This is a genomic window from Pseudolactococcus plantarum (genome assembly GCF_002441715.1).
In the GTDB taxonomy this organism is placed as follows: domain Bacteria; phylum Bacillota; class Bacilli; order Lactobacillales; family Streptococcaceae; genus Pseudolactococcus; species Pseudolactococcus plantarum.
Map to the genome: position 1 here is coordinate 65,489 of NZ_JXJX01000002.1, position 19,209 is coordinate 84,697.

General features: G+C 34.9%; 11 protein-coding genes and 2 pseudogenes. All 13 read right to left on the bottom strand.

What is annotated here, in order from left to right; translation table 11 throughout:
* Positions 1-47 precede the first annotated feature (47 nt).
* The 13 genes and pseudogenes from RU87_RS01415 to RU87_RS01470 all read right to left on the bottom strand — a co-directional run bounded on the left by RU87_RS01415 (position 48) and on the right by RU87_RS01470 (position 19,057).
* Entirely contained in the window at positions 48-3,686 is a 3,639-nt protein-coding gene (locus RU87_RS01415) for a pilin N-terminal domain-containing protein (RefSeq protein WP_068164776.1), read from the bottom strand.
* Between the two features lie 680 nt (positions 3,687-4,366).
* Positions 4,367-5,143, bottom strand: a complete 777-nt coding sequence (locus tag RU87_RS01420) for a sulfite exporter TauE/SafE family protein (RefSeq protein ID WP_068164772.1) — start codon at positions 5,141-5,143, stop codon at positions 4,367-4,369.
* Positions 5,144-5,152: 9 nt separating this feature from the next.
* On the bottom strand, positions 5,153-6,250 hold the full coding sequence (locus RU87_RS01425) for a radical SAM/SPASM domain-containing protein (RefSeq protein WP_068164767.1): 1,098 nt from the start codon (positions 6,248-6,250) through the stop codon (positions 5,153-5,155).
* Positions 6,251-6,300: 50 nt separating this feature from the next.
* Positions 6,301-7,788 carry a sulfatase family protein gene (locus RU87_RS01430; protein ID WP_082782214.1) on the bottom strand — a complete coding sequence of 496 codons (1,488 nt, stop codon included), beginning with the start codon at positions 7,786-7,788 and terminating at the stop codon, positions 6,301-6,303.
* Between the two features lie 11 nt (positions 7,789-7,799).
* Entirely contained in the window at positions 7,800-9,734 is a 1,935-nt protein-coding gene (locus tag RU87_RS01435) for a beta-glucoside-specific PTS transporter subunit IIABC (protein WP_068164762.1), read from the bottom strand.
* Positions 9,735-9,843: 109 nt separating this feature from the next.
* Positions 9,844-10,677 (bottom strand): annotated as a pseudogene (locus RU87_RS09955) (lectin-like domain-containing protein); the annotation flags it as partial.
* A gap of 411 nt (positions 10,678-11,088) precedes the next feature.
* Positions 11,089-11,214, bottom strand: coding sequence for a PRD domain-containing protein (locus RU87_RS09960; RefSeq protein ID WP_082782213.1), 126 nt, complete (start codon positions 11,212-11,214; stop codon positions 11,089-11,091).
* A 430-nt stretch (positions 11,215-11,644) separates the two neighbouring features.
* Positions 11,645-12,607 carry an Ig-like domain-containing protein gene (locus RU87_RS09965; protein ID WP_096835790.1) on the bottom strand — a complete coding sequence of 321 codons (963 nt, stop codon included), beginning with the start codon at positions 12,605-12,607 and terminating at the stop codon, positions 11,645-11,647.
* A gap of 8 nt (positions 12,608-12,615) precedes the next feature.
* Positions 12,616-13,404 (bottom strand): annotated as a pseudogene (locus RU87_RS01455) (PRD domain-containing protein); the annotation flags it as partial.
* Positions 13,405-13,610: 206 nt separating this feature from the next.
* The gene (locus RU87_RS01460; RefSeq protein WP_068162822.1) at positions 13,611-14,159 is read right to left on the bottom strand and encodes a hypothetical protein; all 549 of its coding nucleotides are present in this window, start codon (positions 14,157-14,159) and stop codon (positions 13,611-13,613) included.
* A gap of 363 nt (positions 14,160-14,522) precedes the next feature.
* Positions 14,523-17,633 carry a putative mucin/carbohydrate-binding domain-containing protein gene (locus tag RU87_RS01465; protein ID WP_068162819.1) on the bottom strand — a complete coding sequence of 1,037 codons (3,111 nt, stop codon included), beginning with the start codon at positions 17,631-17,633 and terminating at the stop codon, positions 14,523-14,525.
* Between the two features lie 197 nt (positions 17,634-17,830).
* Positions 17,831-18,007, bottom strand: a complete 177-nt coding sequence (locus RU87_RS09600; RefSeq protein ID WP_167373819.1) for a hypothetical protein — start codon at positions 18,005-18,007, stop codon at positions 17,831-17,833.
* Between the two features lie 195 nt (positions 18,008-18,202).
* Entirely contained in the window at positions 18,203-19,057 is an 855-nt protein-coding gene (locus RU87_RS01470; protein WP_068162814.1) for a hypothetical protein, read from the bottom strand.
* Between the last annotated feature and the right edge of the window lie 152 nt (positions 19,058-19,209).

Sequence of the window (19,209 nt, forward strand, 5' to 3'; positions counted from 1 at the left end):
CCAAAATTTTCTATATAAGCTTGACAATAATTGACAAAGACTTTAGTTTATGACGGCTTTGGCTTACGTCGGTTATACCAAAAGCTAACTGCTATGATTACGACAATACCACCCAAAACAACCATTACCGACTTAACTTCACCTGTATCAGGTAAAAAAGGGAAATGAGGTGGTTTCGGATTTACCGGATTTACTGGTGGGATAACTGGTGTTTTGACTGCTGTATTTTTAGGATACAGATTTATCGTTGTCAAAAATGATGTTTTATCAACAGGATTCGCTACTGGTAATATAACCAACATCGGTGTTGCCGTCATCTTGACTTGACCTGCATCTTTATCAGAGATCTGCTTCTCCAGTATCAGATAAGCACTGTTTTGAGAAGTAGGTTGAACACTAAATCGTGCAACACCATCTTCTCCATCGCTTGAAACTGTCACAACTTCCTGACTTGTTGGCTGATATGGCTTTATTTCGGCCAATAGGCTAGCCTTATCAGTATTTGTGACGTGTTTCATAAGCGCCTCTTTAGATGTACTTTTTAAAGCATTTGATACATAGCTAGTAACATCATAAACATCGAAAGTGACACCATTCAACCCATATGTTTTATCCGAATCAATCACACCTGAATTGGGATCATTAGGTGTAATCACTAACCCATTATCTTTAATTGTTTTTAAGTCTCCACTATCTTTAAAGACACGTTTATGTAAGATAAAGGTAATCGGTTGTTCATCTGCTGCTATTTTCTGAGCATTTGTAAAGGTTATCCCAAGAGACGTGATTAACAGCAACAGTAACAGATGACTTTTGTTAACTGGACCTTTAAGAAGTTGATGATGACGTAGACGTCTATTACGATAATAGAAGATACCACCGATAATCGCAACTAATCCCATAAAGATAAGACTCGCTATAAAATAGCCTGTCCGACCAGAGCCACCTGTACTAGGGAGAATACCTTTTTGCTGATTTTTAACGGTTAGTTTAATCGTATAATTATCAGCAGAAATAGGCTTCCCATCTTGTGTAACAGATCCATTCTTGGCAACAGTGATGATAATCGGCTGACTTAAAATAACATAACCATCTGGTGCTTTCGTCTCAGTTAACGTATACGTACCAGGTGTTAAGTTTGCAAATGTAAAAATAGCACCTGTTGAATCTGTATTAATACTGAACTCTTTACCACTCGAATTTACCAGTTTAAAACTAGCACCTGCTATATTTTTACCATTACTATCAGTTTTTGTGACCTGTAAATTTAAGGGTTTAAACTGTTTTGTATTTTTATAAGTCATCTCATCTACTTTAGTACCATCATAACCATTAACAGCGACTTCCTCAGATACACTATAGTTGAATGCGACACCATTTGTATTGTACTTAGGTAACGATAAACTAGGTTGACTAGTTGCATCTACTGCAAGTTTTGAGACACTTGTCGTCCATGTATCATTGCTGGACGTACCTTGGATAGTGGCAAATCCTTTTTGCCAAGCATTGTTTGTTACAGTATTGTTTCGTGTGATACCATATGTCACTTGAGTTGGTCGATTGGTTTTAATCCCATCATACTCTTCCCAAATCTTCTTTAGGTTAAGTGTGATTCCAGGGGCCTTCGCAGATGGCACACCAAAATCAACTTGATAATCAGGAGTGTTGATATTTGGCATCAGCGTCGTACGACCATTCATCTGATACCAATAATCTGGTTTAAAATCATTGGTCTCAGTATTTAAGCGAACTTGGTAATGAAATTGAACTTCTTCACCTGCACCTAAAGACATATCTGACACGTTTAATTGATTACTCGTCATATTCGTCGTAGGTAATTTCACAATTGACTTAGTCCCAATACTTTTCACATCGACTGTACCATTATACTGAAATTGTGATCCTAGAGGATCTGATATCGTCGCATTATTGACCGTATCGAATTCACTGATCACATTTTGTGCACGATCTTGTAGATATTTTTGGATATCATTTGCTGAATTAGCATCTTGATAGAGATCCTGAGATGCTAATAATTTCATATTAGACAAAACTTGCTGTCGCGTCATGTAGGGATTACTACTATCATTGTAATAACCATTGTCTTGGTCCAGTTGAATTCCTAAGGCATGAAGAATAACTCCTTTATCCTTCGAAATTTTAGCCTCTCCTAAAGTTGCTGGCCATGTATCTTTAATCAATATTGGATTGTTACGTGAACCTATATTATAAGGTGATTGAAATTGGGCTGTATTGCCCGGGTTATCTATAGAATTAGAAAAAGATGTTCCGTAAAGAGTACCACCATAATTTTGAGCTGCAGTCACTTTGTAAGCATATGTTGGTACACCATCTGTTAGCAAAATCATCATCTTCTGATTTTGACTACTATCTTGAGCTAACATCTCAGTACCTTTGCGAATTCCTAACTGAGTGAAAGTCCCACCTTTAAATTTCGGACTTATTGCATTATTTAGCGCAGATATTTGCCCTTGATTAGATACCTTGTTCATCGGAACAGAAATATATCCAGTTCCAGGAGTTACAGAATCATTTCTTGTACTTGAAAAACCGATTAAACCAACATTCACATAATCACCAATCCCAGCGTTTGTGATTTGTTGTAAAAAACTAGATATCCCAGATCGTACAGCGGCAGCTCGATCAGGCTCCATAGAGCCCGACATATCGACAACTAAGACGATATCAACCGGTTTGATATTTTTTTGATCGTTACCTCTGACATTTAGATAAACATCATATAAGCCTGGTGTTGCTGTTTCTTTAGCGTACTTACGCATGGCAAACTGTGCAGCACTCCCTGTTCCACCATATTCTATATAAGAAGTGCTCTTGTTACTAGGATCACCACTCCATGATTTGTTGCCATCCCATTGATTTGTGGCATTGACATTACCTTGATGGTTAATGACTGTCTGATTGCCTGTTGGGATCCAACTATTAGTCGGATATATTCCTGTCGCATCAGTTGTATATTGCGGAACTATATTAGGGCCAGCTGTTAACATTTCAGTCTGAGATTTAGTAGCAGTTGACTCACTTGCTAAGGTCGACGCCCTTGTTTGACTTGCTTGGGAGTTCGTCACTGAATTTGATGTAGTTGAAGCTGAACTTGAACTTGGCGTTGCACTAGAACTGGATGATGTTGAAGCACTTGACTTACCAGCTACTGCATTTTCAGGTGGTGTTAACGCATAAGTTTTACCAATGTCTTTAGGTAAGATATCTGTTTGCAGTTTGCCAGATTTATCTTGTGCGTCAGCTTGAACATTTAAAGAAATCTTAGTAATACTACTTTCAGTTGTTAATCTGACATAGCCTTCATCTTGTGCTCTAAAGGTACTAAGCAATTGCTTATCTTTGGTTATCGTCCAGCCTTTTTCTGGTACTACAGTAATCGGTTGGCCTTGAGGATCTAAAAACTGAAATTTCAAACGCCTTGTTTCACCATCTTCAACTGCATGATAACGATAATGAATCACCCAAGCATTACCTGTTTGAGTAGGAGTTGCTTTATAACTGACTAATAAGTCATCATCTTGTATTAACATCGTTTCATCACTCGCTAATGAATCTGCTAATACAGTATAACCATGTCTAATATTTGCTACTATACCCAAGCATAGTACCAATAGGCTGAGCCAAGTCGCCCACTTTTTCTTCATATATCGTCCCCCTTTCTCTTAAAATATATATGTAAGCAAATCTTGACTCCCATCAAAGATCTGAAAACAGCTTAATTCGGTTGGAAACTCAAAACAATTATTACGCTCAACTTTTTAATTTATATCATCTAGATTTATATCATAATACTAGAGATATATTTTCTAATTTTTCTTATACTACTTTTATGTTATAACTATTATTTATTATCAAATAAGTTTTAACAAGCTGTTTGCTAGCATAAGTTTGCTGTTAAGATGCGATACTTTATCCATTCAAAAGTAAAATTATGTTATTAAACTATAATTTTCAAATCATTTCATACAATTTCTTTTGAAATATTAAATAACTTTAATATTTCAAGAGAAATTGTATAAGTAAATAGTTACCATTAACCATTATATAGACTATATAACTTTAGATAATTTCTATCAAAAGTGATGTTGTAATTATAATAAAAATACAAAAACATTAGAACTATTTTTAGACATTTTACCAATACTTGTTTTAAATTGCAACTTAGTTGACTCATTATTTCTCTTTTTTTAATCAACCTATAATAATTGGGAATAATGTTAGTTTATTACCATATTTTCAGATATAGAGATCATTTTTTAATAAAAAAAGATTATATGCTCAGCACATATAATCTTTATATATAAACTAATGAATAGCTATGACTTTAAAACAAGTCGTAAGCATTATAACAATTAATGACTAAGACACAGATAACGACTGACTGAAAAACGAGTGTGACCTTATCTTCTGATAATAGATGAGTCAGTTTTGCACCTATGATACCCCCAATCATTGCAGCAGGGATAATATAGTAGAGCATACTTAAATCATACTGCATCACACCAGTTGTAAACAAAATCGTTAGTAATTTAGCCAACTGTGAAAAAAATATGGTACAAATAGAGTAAAACGTAGCCTCTTTAATTTTAAAAGAAAACATCAACATGAATAGAGATACATTAATTGGGCCGCCACCGATACCTAATAAGCTAGCTAAAAACCCTAAGCATAACCCACAAACCAAATACCACTTGCAACGCATTAACTTTGCTGTTGGCCAATCGTATTTTGTAAAGCAAAAAGCAAAAAGTAGGGTGATGACGGTCAAGATAATCTGCATCAGTTGCACTTTGTCTTCACTCTCGAAACGGTTAAGACTATACTCCAGTGTGATATTTCCTAATATCCCACCCATAATCGCACCTGTTGCAACCCAGAAAACAATTCGCCAGTTAGCTTTTTGACCACTTTGTATTTGTCGTGTTGTCGAAACTATCGACATGGTAAATACAGCTAAAGTAGCATAAAATGAAATCTCTGAAACTGAGTGAACGTTTATCAGATCAAAAATTGGTTTGATCAACACCCCGCCACCCATACCAGATATAGCACCAATTGTATTGGCTAAAACGATTACGATAACATACAAAATACCTATCATCATCTTCTCCTATACTAACGCTAGAACCTCTTCAATTTTGGGTATAAAATCATGAAGTAAACTTGCATAACCACAGAAATCTGCTTCATCAACATATACCGTATCCTTCATTCTCTTACAACCGCCTCGACACATGTTTAAGAACGGACAATCGTCACATGTACTAGGCAGCGTCGTCCTTTCACAAAGAAACTGTCTTCGTATATCTTTTGAAAATAACTCTCGTAGTGTTTCATCTTGAATATAGCCCATTCGATAGGCATCTAATACATAGAAATCACATGGATAGACACTACCATCTGCTTCAATCACATACTGAATCTGGCAATTGCCCAGCATCCCACAAGCCGTTACCTGCTTTTTAACAAGTAAATTCAAAATATCATCAAATAATTTGATACTGATATAATGACCCTGTCTCAGCTCTTTCAGCCAATAAGCTAATAATTCTTTATAAAATCCTGCAAATGCTTTAGGCGTCAGTGCATTGTGGTTCACTTCTGTTACCTCTAAATCATCCAAACAGGGGATGAATTGGATGTAGTGAATATCTTGCTCCTGAATAAACTGAAATACTTTTTGGGCTTCTTTAGCTAACTGATTCGTTAAGACACATAAAACATTATACTCGATCTCAAATCTATCAAATAGTTGCTTAGTCCTGATGACTTTATAAAATGTCCCTCGACCCTTAGTATCTATCCGATTTAAGTCATGATACATGGGATGACCATCAATCGAGAGGCCCACCAAAAAATTATGTGACTTTAAAAACTGACACCAATTTTCGTTAATTAAGATACCGTTTGTCTGTATAGCATATTGAACGCTGACAGTTTTGGATTGTTCTGAAACTAGTGTCGTAATCAGCTTAAAATAAGATAATCCGGCTAAAGTTGGCTCCCCACCTTGAAATGCGAGGGTAAGTTGATCGCCATCTGCCAAATCTTGGTAGATATTGTCAATCATCTTTTGTGCCACTTCTGTTTTCATTTTACCAAATGAACGTACTTCTCTCAAACTACTGACATTTGCATAGAAACAATACTTGCACCGGATATTACAAAGTGATGAGGCTGGTTTAATTAAGACTGATATATGTTTCATGCGCGCCCCTTTCTAGTGTTGCCTTTATGACGGTAAATACCACCTACTTACTATCTTTTATCACGTTTATTTGGTACAAAATCTGTTGTCTCCATATAGAATTGCGTCACTCTATTTTTCATTTCTTGTAACATCTCTTGATATTCAGGTTTCACAGCTAAATTATTAAGTTCCATCGGATCTTCTTTTAGATAATACAGTTCATCTAGTTCATACAATCTCATGATATATTTATAGTCACCCATTTTACACATGACAGCCTTGGTATGTTCTGGGCCCTCACTATATTGCGTTGAAAGTCGTGGCCAGTATGGTGATGATGGCCCATGCCCTAACTCCATCGCTTGGGTTTCACCATGTATACGTCCGCCTTCACAAAATACAGCATCTTTATGTATCTCTTGTCCTGCCAGAACAGGTAATAGCGATTTGCCAAACTGTGTATAAGATAAATCAAAATCTGCTAGTGCCGCTATAGTAGTCGGTAAATCTAACAACTCAACTTGTGCTTTAGAGATACGTGGTACAACTGCAATACTTTTAGCTGGTTTAATCAGTAACGGGACATTTGAGATTGGATCCTCAAAACAGTTTTGTACTTTTTCAGTAATCGAGTAGTCGCCTGTGTAATCACCATGATCACTAAATACAATCAAACTGGTGTCATCATAAAGATTGGTTGCCTTTAGTTTATCTTTGATTAACCCAAGTTGTGCATCAAATCGTGAGACCATCGCTAAGTAAGTCGCACGTAACTCATCAAAACGCGACTCTGTCCAATTATCTAACTGTTGTTTTTGATTAATCCCATATAGCATAGATGCTTTGTTTGGTACATCTTTTATATTTGGTCTACGTTTTGGTAGTAGATGACGATCAATACTCGAATACCACGGATCTTCACAAGCATATGGCGGATGTGGAAAAGCAATCGTGCAATAAACAAAGAAGGGTTTATCAGACTTTTCTTGACTTCTACGATCGATATAGTCAAGTGCCTTTTCAACACAGTTCCAATCTGTCTTACCATATCCTTCACCATCCGGCAATTTACCCATATAAAAAGAATAGTAATTATCGCCAGAAAGCATCTTTTCTTGCAGTTTTTTACTTGCTTCATTCATAGTTGCACCATGATCCACTTCACTGTTTTCGGCGTCACGTGTGTTTTCATCCAACACGCCGTCGTAGTATTCATCACAGTAATCCGTTTTTTTACGATCAGCAGGAACGACATCATTACGACCAATCCAGATGACTTCATAACCATTATTTTTCATTTCTTTCAAAATATTAGGTTCATCGTCTCTTTGCAGATAGTGCATGGTTCTATGTCCACCAACATGAGGATATAAACCCGTTAAAAAGCTATTTCTTGACGGTACACAGACTGGATTTTGACAATAAGCATTTTCAAAAGATACCCCCTCATCTACTAATGCATCCAAGTTAGGGGTAATCGCTGCCGGATTACCCATATGTGCTAGTGAATCATTTCTCATCTGATCAGCCACAAATAAAAATATATTTTTTTTCATCATTTTTCTCCTTAATTGATAACCGTTAACAATGTATCTGTGGGTTCAACGTGCGTGTCGCTTGTTGTGACAACCTCTAAAAATTGTTTATAATTTGTGACAATAACTGGTGTCTGCAGGACATAACCCGCCTCTTGGATAGCAGTCATATCAAATGTCATGAGTAGTTGACCTTTTTTGATACCCTGTCCTTGCTTAACCAACGGGTTGAAATACTTCCCTTTTAGATTAACCGTATCCATGCCGACATGAATTAATAGTTCAATACCAGCTTCAGTTGTTAATCCTAAGGCATGATTTGTAGGAAATAGTGTTGTGATTTCCCCATCTGCAGGTGCATAAACTTTTCCTTCTTCTGGAATGATTGCAAGACCCGTACCCAATAGTCCAGTAGCAAAAGCGGCATCTTTTACCTCACTTAAGGGGAGTACTTGACCTTTTATCGGTGTTTCAAGTTCATATAAAACTGTTTGCCCAACTGATTCAGGTACCCCTTCAAGCACTGCTACTTCATCATCTATATCTGCTACGATATCCTCATCTATTTTAGGGTTGTAGGAGTAAAGATAAGTGATTAAAAATCCTAATCCAAAAGCAACTGCACTGGCTATAGCAAACCCTATAAAACTATTATCTATCCCTGCTTTAGGATTGATATAACGAGGTAAAGCAAAGATACCTGTTCCGCCATTAATATACACTCGCGTTTTAAACAACCCCATAATACCGCCTGCAACTGCAACTGCGATAGATGTGGTATAAAAGACTTTCTTTCTAGGTAAGGTCACGCCATATAGGGCTGGTTCTGTGATACCAAAAAATGCTGAAAGAAAGGCAGGAAAAGCAACTTCTTTTAATTTTCTATTTTTGGTTTTCAGACAAACGGCAAGCGTTACCCCTGCCATTGCAACTGGTGTCGTCGCTCCAGACATCATGACCACGTCATATCCTAATGTCGCAAAATTATTCAAGGCAATCGGTAAGAATCCCCAGTGCAATCCAAACATGATGAAAATTTGCCAACATCCGCCAATGACGATACCAGCTATCACAGGACTAAAACTATAAGCAGCTGATAATGATTTCCCTAAAAATAAGCCTAGCCATGTTGTGAGTGGTCCAACGATTAAAAACACAATTGGCACTGTGATAATAATTGTCAAAAATGAGACAAACAAACTTCTGATCGCACGTGGTAGCATACGTGTAAAAAGGGCTTCAATTTTGGCGGCCATAAAGGATGCAGCGATAACCGGAATAACACTGGACGTATAATTCATTAAAATAATCGGAATACCTAAAAATGTGATATGGATTGGCGTTTCAATAATCGTCCCCGAAAATAAAGTATATAAAACAGTCGGACTTGCATTAGCCGCTAAAATACCTGGATAAACCAAGGCTGCCCCTATCGCCATGCCCATAAACGGTTTACCACCAAATTTTTTTGATGCCGTATACCCTAAAAATAATGGGAAAAAGTAGAAGAGAGCATCTCCAGCAGCATTTAAAATAATAAACGTACCAGAGGTCTTATCTAATACATTAAATGCCGTAAGCACCGCTAACAATCCTTTTATCATCCCTGCAGCCATCAAGACATTAATAACAGGGGTAAAGATAGCTGATACATTATCAATAAAGATATTTAAAATGCCTTTAGGCTTATCAGTATCACTTTCTGCCTCTTGATCTGTTTGAATACCAGCCAACTTAACAAACTCGTCACAAACTTCTCCAACATGATTCCCAATAACCACCTGATATTGACCACCACTTTGTACAACAGTTACAACACCTGATAATTGTTTAATCGTTTCCGTTTTTGCCTTCGACTCATCGTTTAACTTAAATCTCAATCGCGTCATACAATGTGTGATGCTCTTAATATTTTCTTTGCCGCCAATATTATCTAATAGCTCGGCGTTCAGTGTTTCATAAGCCATAATAACTCTCCTCCTAATATATAAAATAAAAAAAGCAAGACTAAACAAAGCTATATTCTAGCTTCATTAAGTCTTGCCTGCTATAACAGTAACACCTTATTTAGTTTTNAGCGATACTTGAGTATGTCATCGAATTAAATTTAATGGAGTGATTTGTTGGATAGCCTCCTGTAGAAGAACTGATATTAAAATGTAATTCTGAATTTTGGTCAACAATTCCGTTAAGATTTTTACTAAAATGATATATTGTTCCGTTGTAATTTAGCTCAACTGTTAGTCCCATATTACCATCATAATTAATAGATAATTTATGGTATTGACTATCTAAAATACCATCGGCGATTTTTTGATAACTACTCGCATCAATCTTTCCAATCCCTGAAGCATTAGTAGTCACAAATGCACCATAAGGTACTTGTTTCCCATTATCATTTTCTCCTTTGAGATCATTGGAATTTTGAAAGGGGTTAGACTTCATTGATTCATTATTTTGCCAAGTATCAATTTTCCAGCCGAAAGCGTTAGGAATGCCATAAATACCCAAATTACCAGCTGAACCACCAATTTGTTGCTTTTCTCCGGAATAAAAAGCAATCCCAATGCCATCAGCAGCAGGTGCAGTGCCAACATTTATATCAATGTCAAGATGAAATGCTTGCTGTAAATCGATATTATTATTGAATGTCACCACTCCAGCTTGTTGAGATCCAGTAGTCATTTTTTGAATTCCGGTATTTACTTCATAATTATTTAATGCCGAACCAAGCTGCGTAAAGTTTTTTAAAAAATTTTCTCTTGAAATAGTATTTCCGTTAATAGCACTTGACTCGTCGGCCAATGCGATTATTGGATTAGAATATAACGGTACAGAACATGTAGTCAATGTTAAGATTCCTGCTGCAGTTAATTGTATAATTTTCTGCTGTTTAGACTTTTTTTTCACTTCTTATCTCCCAAAATAGTTTGTTAAACATATAATATAAAATTATGACTGGTCAAAATATTATTCCCATCAAAAATAAATACAATTTCAATGATACGATATATTTATGCTTTATTCAATTATTTAATTTTATTATTATATATTTATTACTATTTTATAAAGAAATGACAAAAATTAATGTGATTGTTGTAAGATATGGGGTTAGCGTTTATAATGCTAGGATGCAGAAGCTATAAATTTGCACAGACTCTTCATTAAATAAAGTAAAAAAATTTTATTACTATTTAATTTTAGTTAATTAAATAAATTTTAGTAAGAGAAAGATGAAATTAAACTCAATTCCATGTCTATACTAACAAAGTTATATTCTAGCTTCATTAAGTCTTGCTTGCTATAACAGTAACACCTTATTTAGTTTTCAAGTATTTTTTGTATGTGTAGAGTGATATAGAGCTGTTCTTCCTCAGCAAATGCTTGTCCTAGATATTGTTCAATCAACTTTGCCGTCTCATAAGCTAAGCTGCTCTCGTTAATCACGGATAGATTATACTATCTAGCAATAGATAAAATATTTTTCGTCGTATCCTTCAAATTATTCTCAAATAGTCCTTGATATAATTTAAAAGATAAATCTCTATACCAATATCAGAATCCTTCCTTCATCCGACAAATACATAATTATTATTTAAAATAATACTCATCTCCAAACAAATAGTCACTTCCTTACAAAAAACTATACCTTAAAACACACTCGATAATTTGAGTACATTTCAAGGTATAGCCTGTTTCATCAGTAACTACCCATCTAATTAACTTAATTCTATATCATTTCTATAGAAAATGCAAACGTTTTATTGGTCGATTTTTACACTGATTTATCTATTTTATTTGAAAAAAATATTTTTGCTAATCAATTACTTTTTGCAATTTATAAAATAGTATTAGAATTATCTTCGTCATTTACAAATTACTTCTTATTTTTTTTTACTCGGAACAACAAAGATCCCAATGCGCCTACTAGTAACATGAATCCTAAATATATTGAATTCGAAGGCTTTTCAGATGTTTGTGGTAAGTTTAGTACAGAATCAGGTATTTTATCTTGACTCGCTGCTGGTGTCTTAGTACCGTTTTGAGTATTCTCTTTACCCGGCAATGTTTGATTGTCTTTAGTAACAACACCAGTCGCTGGTTCACTATCTCGGTTACTACCTGGTGCTTTTTGCGTAGCAGTAAGTTTGTCACCAGCTTTTAATGTACCTTGTTCTACTGGAAGATCCCACTTACCGTCTTCCTTAACAGTTGCGGTACCTAGTTTTTTGCCTGATGCGTCATAAACTGTAACGCTATTGCCAGGTGTACCTGTGCCGGTCACACTAGTGTCGGAATCTTTAGCGTTATTAATCACTGGTTTATCCGCAGCTTTATCTTCACTAACAACACCAGTCGCTGGTTCACTATCTCGGTTACTACCCGGTGCTTTTTGCGTAGCAGTAAGTTTTTCACCAGCTTTTAATGTACCTTGTTCTACTGGAAGATCCCACTTACCGTCTTCCTTAACAGTTGCAGTACCTAGTTTTTTGCCTGATGCGTCATAAACTGTAACGCTATTGCCAGGTGTACCTGTGCCGGTCACACTAGTGTCGGAATCTTTAGCGTTATTAATCACTGGTTTATCCGCAGCTTTATCTTCACTAACAACACCAGTCGCTGGTTCACTATCTCGGTTACTACCTGGTGCTTTTTGCGTAGCAGTGAGTTTTTCACCAGCTTTTAATGTACCTTGTTCTACTGGAAGACTCCATGTGCCGTCTTCCTTAACAGTTGCGGTACCTAGTTTTTTGCCTGATGCGTCATAAACTGTAACGCTATTGCCAGGTGTACCTGTTCCAGTCACACTAGTGTCAGAATCTTTAGCGTTATTAATCACTGGTTTANGAGTTGTTCTTCCTCAGAAAATGCTTGTCCTAGATATTGTTCGATCAACTTTGCCGTCTCATATGCAATGGGATACTTATTTATCACATGTGGTAGCAACGAATGACTACCGTTTGTCGGTGGTCTTTTTTCAAGTCGTTTAAAGAAAAATCTGAGATGTGTCACAAACCGTTCAAAAGCTAAACTGTTTTCATCAATTTCGACTTGATTGTGCAATCTAATAATCGATATAATATCTTTTATTTTTTCGGTCATATCTTCAATATTATCAACACACTTGGCACTGTTTAGTTGGGCATTAATAAAATGCATGGCGATATAACTCCCCTCACATTCATCCAATACAACACCAAACTTTTGATTAATCAACTCGACCGCCTTCTCACCTACTGCAAATTCAGTCGGATAGAACTTTCGAATCTCCCAAAAAAGGTAATGTTTTAAGACCACGCCTTCTTTTTGTAAGCGAATTGTATTATAAATATGGTCTGTCAAAGAGATATAAATGGCATCACTAAAGGCATAAGCTAATTCTTTCTTAGCATACTGGATGATATCATCAGCTAACGCTGCATACGTAACTGGTATTTCTTGTAGCAAATTCATCAACCGTTCAGTTGACTGTTTTTGCAAAATAAACACACGCTCGATCTTACTATCATCGGCTTCTTGGCCTGGCTTTTTCCTAAAGCCAATACCAGTACCGACCCAAATATAATCCTTCATCCCCTGTCCAACTAATACAGAATTATTATTTAGCACTTTTCTGATTTCCAAACAACACGTCACCTCCTTACAAAAAAGCTATACCTTAAAACATACGCGATATCATCGGGCATATCTTAAGGTATAGCCTGCTTTATCAGTAACTACCCACTTAACTAACTCTATTTTATATTAAACTTCCTAAAATTGCAAGCGCTTTCTTATTTATTTATGCATTTACTTTTTTATTTACTAAAAATCATAGAAACTGCCTTGATACTCACGCGCAACTAACCGTTGCTTGATACGTCCTCAGTTTGTTTCAACTGCAATACCTCAACCTGCTTTTCTGCAGCCAGTTCATCCAGATGATCTGATAAATAATCATAAGCATCTTGCGTCGTTTTCGCTTCTTTAAATAGATCAACTAGATTAAACGCATCAACCATTGGAGTATGATGTCTGGATAGCAACTCAAACAATGCAACAACTACACTGATCGATTCACATGCAACATGTAGCTGAGTATCATCTTTTAACAGTAGTTTCAGATCCAAATTAATGCGAAATCCCAGTCCAAAAACAGCACCTATCACCTTTTTTACAGGATTAATCTCTATGTGCTGTATTTGCTCGTAAGCTAAAGTAGTGATAACCTCTTTCTTCTTTTTGTTTAACAATGGCGCAACTCCATGTATAGCGATACCACTTTCGTCGAACGTTAAGTAGCAAAACGCTGGCATTTTTATAGGAAAACTTGGGTATACATCATCATTAATTTCAATGATTGCTTGTAAAATACGATTACTAGCAAATTCTCTAAATGTTTTTGTATCCATATATGACCTCTTCTATTTTATAAAAATCATGCAACTATCTTGACGATGTTCAACTACCTTTAGCGACTACTTCTTAGTCAGTAATACTTTTTTAGCTACTGCTTCTATAACTGATAGCTCACCCTCTACTTTATAGAAAACGTTTACTTTTTACCGACATTATAACACTTTATAGAGAAAAGACAATCATTTACTGTTAATCATGGACCATTTTCGTGCTATTCTATCAGAAACTTATCATGGTATGGACTAAATATAGTCAAGCTGTGTGAGGAAAATTCAGTATCATTTTCGTTTTTAAGCTAAGAAAAAAATCAAGTCGGCATACTTGATTTCAATCCCTTCTGTTTTAGGACTACCAGCTTAATCAGTTCTTTTTCTAACTTTATAAGATACTAAACAAGCAGTCAACACCATCGTTATTCCCACTAATATCTTTATTTTGGGGCTTGTTTCACCAGTTTTAGGCAACACTTTAAGTCTATCTTTGCCCTTATCATAAGAGTTATTCGTATTCCCTGTGACGACAGGTTTATCTTTTGGTGATTGAGTGTTTTCTTGATGTATCCCACTACTTCTCTCTTTTACCGTGACTGTAATTGTTTTAGTGGCACTACCATTTCGATAACTAACTCGATATATACCAGCTTTTGACGTATCAACGTCATGACTTACCATGCTTGGATTAAATGACATCATATGACCTGATTTATCTGTAGTAGAAATAAAGTTATCCTCTGCTGACCACTTATCTCCGATAAATAGCGTTGAGTCCTTGGCATCTATTGATTGTTTACCTGCCTGAACCGTTATTTTTGCGACACTAGTGACACCGGCATAGCTATAGTTGACTTCATAAACACCTGCCTTATCCGTATTTAGGGTCTTAGGTGTATAAGTTAATAAACCTGATTTAACTGCATCAGAAAAAGCATAGGGAGCGTCATCTTTGATCAATTCAGCAATCGCCAATTCTGGATCCCAGGCATCTCCTTGTATTAAGGTAACATCCTTTAGTACTAGTTTATTTATAGGTAATACTGGTTTTGCTACTTTTTTATAAATAAATGTATGGCTTATAGGTTTGAGTTGATAGCGCAACTCTATACTCGCAGTACCTTCTTTAAGTTGGTATCCGGGAATATTTTTTGCTTGGCACTGTCGACTTTCACCAAATCGTCCAGTTTGACTGTCTGGAGCAGCTATGACTTGTCTATCCTCATCAAGGTAGTATAACGTCATCACGCCAGGTCTAAGATTTAAAAAGTCTTGATATGCTACTAATAATTTATCTCGGTCTTTTTCAGGTAAAGCAAGTATTGCGACAATGATTTGATTTTTTTCAGGTGAATCTTTAATCTCGCTAATAGCTGGATCTTTCTTCAAATTATCAATCGCACTAATAATTTTCTCAACCCTAGATGCTGTATCTGGTTCGCCATTCTGATTAACTAAATATCCATTTTTAACAAGTAGGGTATTCGTTTTACGCTTTGCATCAATCAACCCAGTTGTTGTCGATGTCAAACGATTTTTAGTTTCAGCATGAAATATTTGAATTTGAAACCCTTCTTTTATAGGTATGTCAACTTTCTCAAGTTTAGCATTAGTACCGTCTATGTCTTTTTCATATACTAAATTTCCTAACTCATCAAATATTTTTAAAGAGGCATAAAGTTCCCCAGCATAACGGCTGTGAGGATTCTTTGTAAAAACATCAAATGTCAGGTTTTGGTTTTGAAAATCTGTTTTGATTGTTGCAAACTCATAACTCCACCCTCTAAACCTGATCGTTTCATCAAATAACTGACTCCCATTCAAAACTGTAAAATTAACCTGCGTATCATTTTGTGTATCTCGTACATAGGCATAGTGATTATCAATGTCATATCTTCTTTCTGTTTCCGGAAAAGCCATTGTATAGATACCGTTTTTCATATCTGGTATCACTAACTCAGGAGAATCAATCGTCACTTCTTTTACAACCCGCTGACCATCCTTTAATGCTAAGGTCTTACCTTTTAACTGTGCAAACTCATCGATCTTTAAATGAATTGTTAGTGATCCTCCAGATAAGTTCATGCCAATCAAATCTTGATTCGTTACAAGGTTAAATTTAGAATCTATCAACAGGTTTTGACTTAATGCAGTAACTGCTTCATCTAATTTATCTTTGGGCACAACGTCTACGAGTGAACTCACTGCTGGATAGTCATTTCCTCTATTGATTGTAGGTTGTCTCGTAGCTGTTAGTGACAACCCCCATTTGTTAAATATCGGACTATAATCTTTCTTAGTTTGATCACTATAATAGAAAGTAAACAAATCAGGAAGGGATAAATTTTTGACAGCTATATTGCCATTATTAATCGCTTCTCTGTAAAATACATTAAATTTTGTCCAATTTTCTTTGCCTGCGCTTTGTGTCAAATCAGACAATAAAATTAATCTGCGACGATGATCTAAATCTGCATAACTTTTCTGTTGTTCAACTAATAACTGATATAGAGAATCTTCAACACTTTTTTTCTTATTATAGTTATACAACCAAGATTTTTTATCACCAATGGTTTTCCCTCTATGTTCATAAGTAAATAAAACAGCTAATAAATTATTGGATACCTCACCTGTATACATTCCTTTATTATTATATGATGGTTGATAGGCATGTCCTAACTCATGTAATGTTCCCCAGTCCCATTTTGACATCCACATGCCAACAACAGTTGAATAGCCGTTTGCAGTATAATTATTACCATAATAAGCGCCTACCCCAGAAGGTGTCCCGCCATCTCCTTTCAGAAAAAAACGATTTTTAGGTGTCTTATTAAAACCTGTTGTTGATGATAGCCCCATCGTATCATCATAATAGGTGATAATGCTATCTTGATAAGTCATATAAGTATCAAGCGTATCAAAATCAGGTAAACGTTTAGTTTTATTTTTTTCCGCAAGTGGTATTAATAATTGAAATTTGTCTCCTTTAACTAGTGCGAAGGGTGCATCACTACCATCCCATTCTGAAAAAAATTTTGCTTCACTTGTATTTTTCTCATAGATAGGTAATGGTGTTGCTGACCCCTCAATCTCATATTCAATTTCTGTATCAGTTGTCCCATATGGTGTATCTATGAATGGTACACCACTTGATTCAATCTTGATTGTTTGCCAATCACCTGTCAGCGAAACAGATTTTTCAGCATTTCTATTATTACCCAGGAGCCTAAAATTCAAATTTTTATAGCCATCTGATGTATTCGACTTTCTGATTTTTATCGTTGCACCTGAATTCAAAACAAGCCCTAAATCTTGTCTATCATGATACTTCCCGCGCGACATCCCCGTTTTAAAAACCCAAGAAGGTTCTTCCAAACAGGTAATTTTTTGTGTCTTTACTTGTGCTTGCACTGATTGCATAGACAAAAATAGACTCAAAAAAAATAATACGCCAACTAACCCCATCTTTTTACTCATAAAACACCTTTTTCTGTATACTAATCACGATATTCCCATTATACTAACAATTTAATCTTTTATCAAGTCGTCGAACATTTTAATTTAATGGTAAGTTGTGATTATTTTATGATAAAGGTGGAGATATGAGAGATTGTCAATAGACATGCAAAAAATTTTTTTAAAAATAAAAAACCTCCAAAATGGAGATTCTCTAATTATAACCCGACTTTATCTTTAAGCCCATCAAATAAATGTTTTGCTTCATCTTTAAGATTTTCAGGCGCAAGTTTTTCAATGCCTTCAGAAACTACGTCAGAAACCTTCTCCTTGATATCATCAGGTACTTTACCTGTGAGGTCCTTTGCTTTTTCTTGTAAGTCGTTAATGTCCATCGATCGTCTCCTCTTACTTAAATATAATTCATTATATCATAGGCTATAATTTGTTTAAACTATTTGATACTGGTCCTAATTTTTACTAACAGAAAAAGCTATCAAACTTATTATGGATCTTTTTAGAAATGTCATCACGTATATTAATCTATTTTTTTACAAATGGATAGGATTTTTAGATTGATTTAAAATCATCTAATCAGACTTCATTACAATATTTTCTTTATCAATAATACGCCTGATATACGATTTTATAACCTTTCTGTATAATACTATAGCAAAAAAAGCAAAAATAGCCAAAAGTATAATCCTTATTATACTCAAAGATAAAATCATATCTGATGTAGGAATCTTATAATCGCTACCTTCAATTTTATTCTTATTCATTTCAAGAGCTAGTCTTTCAACTACTCCTTTATCACTTAATTCTTTTGAAATTATTAATGAAAAGTATATAATAACATTATATACAAGAAGTATTATTCTACCTCTCATAAACTTAATTTTTAAAGAATAAGGTAACTGATCTTTTTTTATTTCTTCAGGAACAAAAAAAATCATAATATCTTCCGAATATAAAACCGTCACTAATGCTGATAACAGCGATATTCCTGTCCACCATTCAGGTTTTATATATCCAATAACATATACTACTATAATTAAAATAACTAGCTCTCTGAATCTTATAGATAAGGACAATAAAAGAATTCTAATTAATAAAAATAAACCAAAAAATGTGAGCAAAAAATCATCTAATATTACTTTATCTTTCAAATCTAAAATGTTAAATTGATATAAAAATTCAACTAATGTAATACAGGGTATCAATAATAAAAAATCAAGCCCAAATCTTTTAATTTTTATAAGCCATTTTGCATATTTATCTGTTCTTACCTTACAAACATAATAAATAATATAACGCAAAGACCCCAACATTACTAAAAAAAATCGAATATTTGCAAATAAATTAAATCCTCTAGTAAAAATAAAAAATATGAGCATTAAAACCCAAAAACTTTTTTCAATATTTTTTTTTAAAATACCTTTCATATAAACACCTTTCTTTTATTTTAGTATACCAAAAAAACACGCCCTAAGACGTGCTATTTTTTAATTTACTGATTTTATTATTAATGCCATGTGTCCTTTCAAACACTATAATCACACTCTAAGTATAATCTTATTTTCGACAAAAAAAGCTA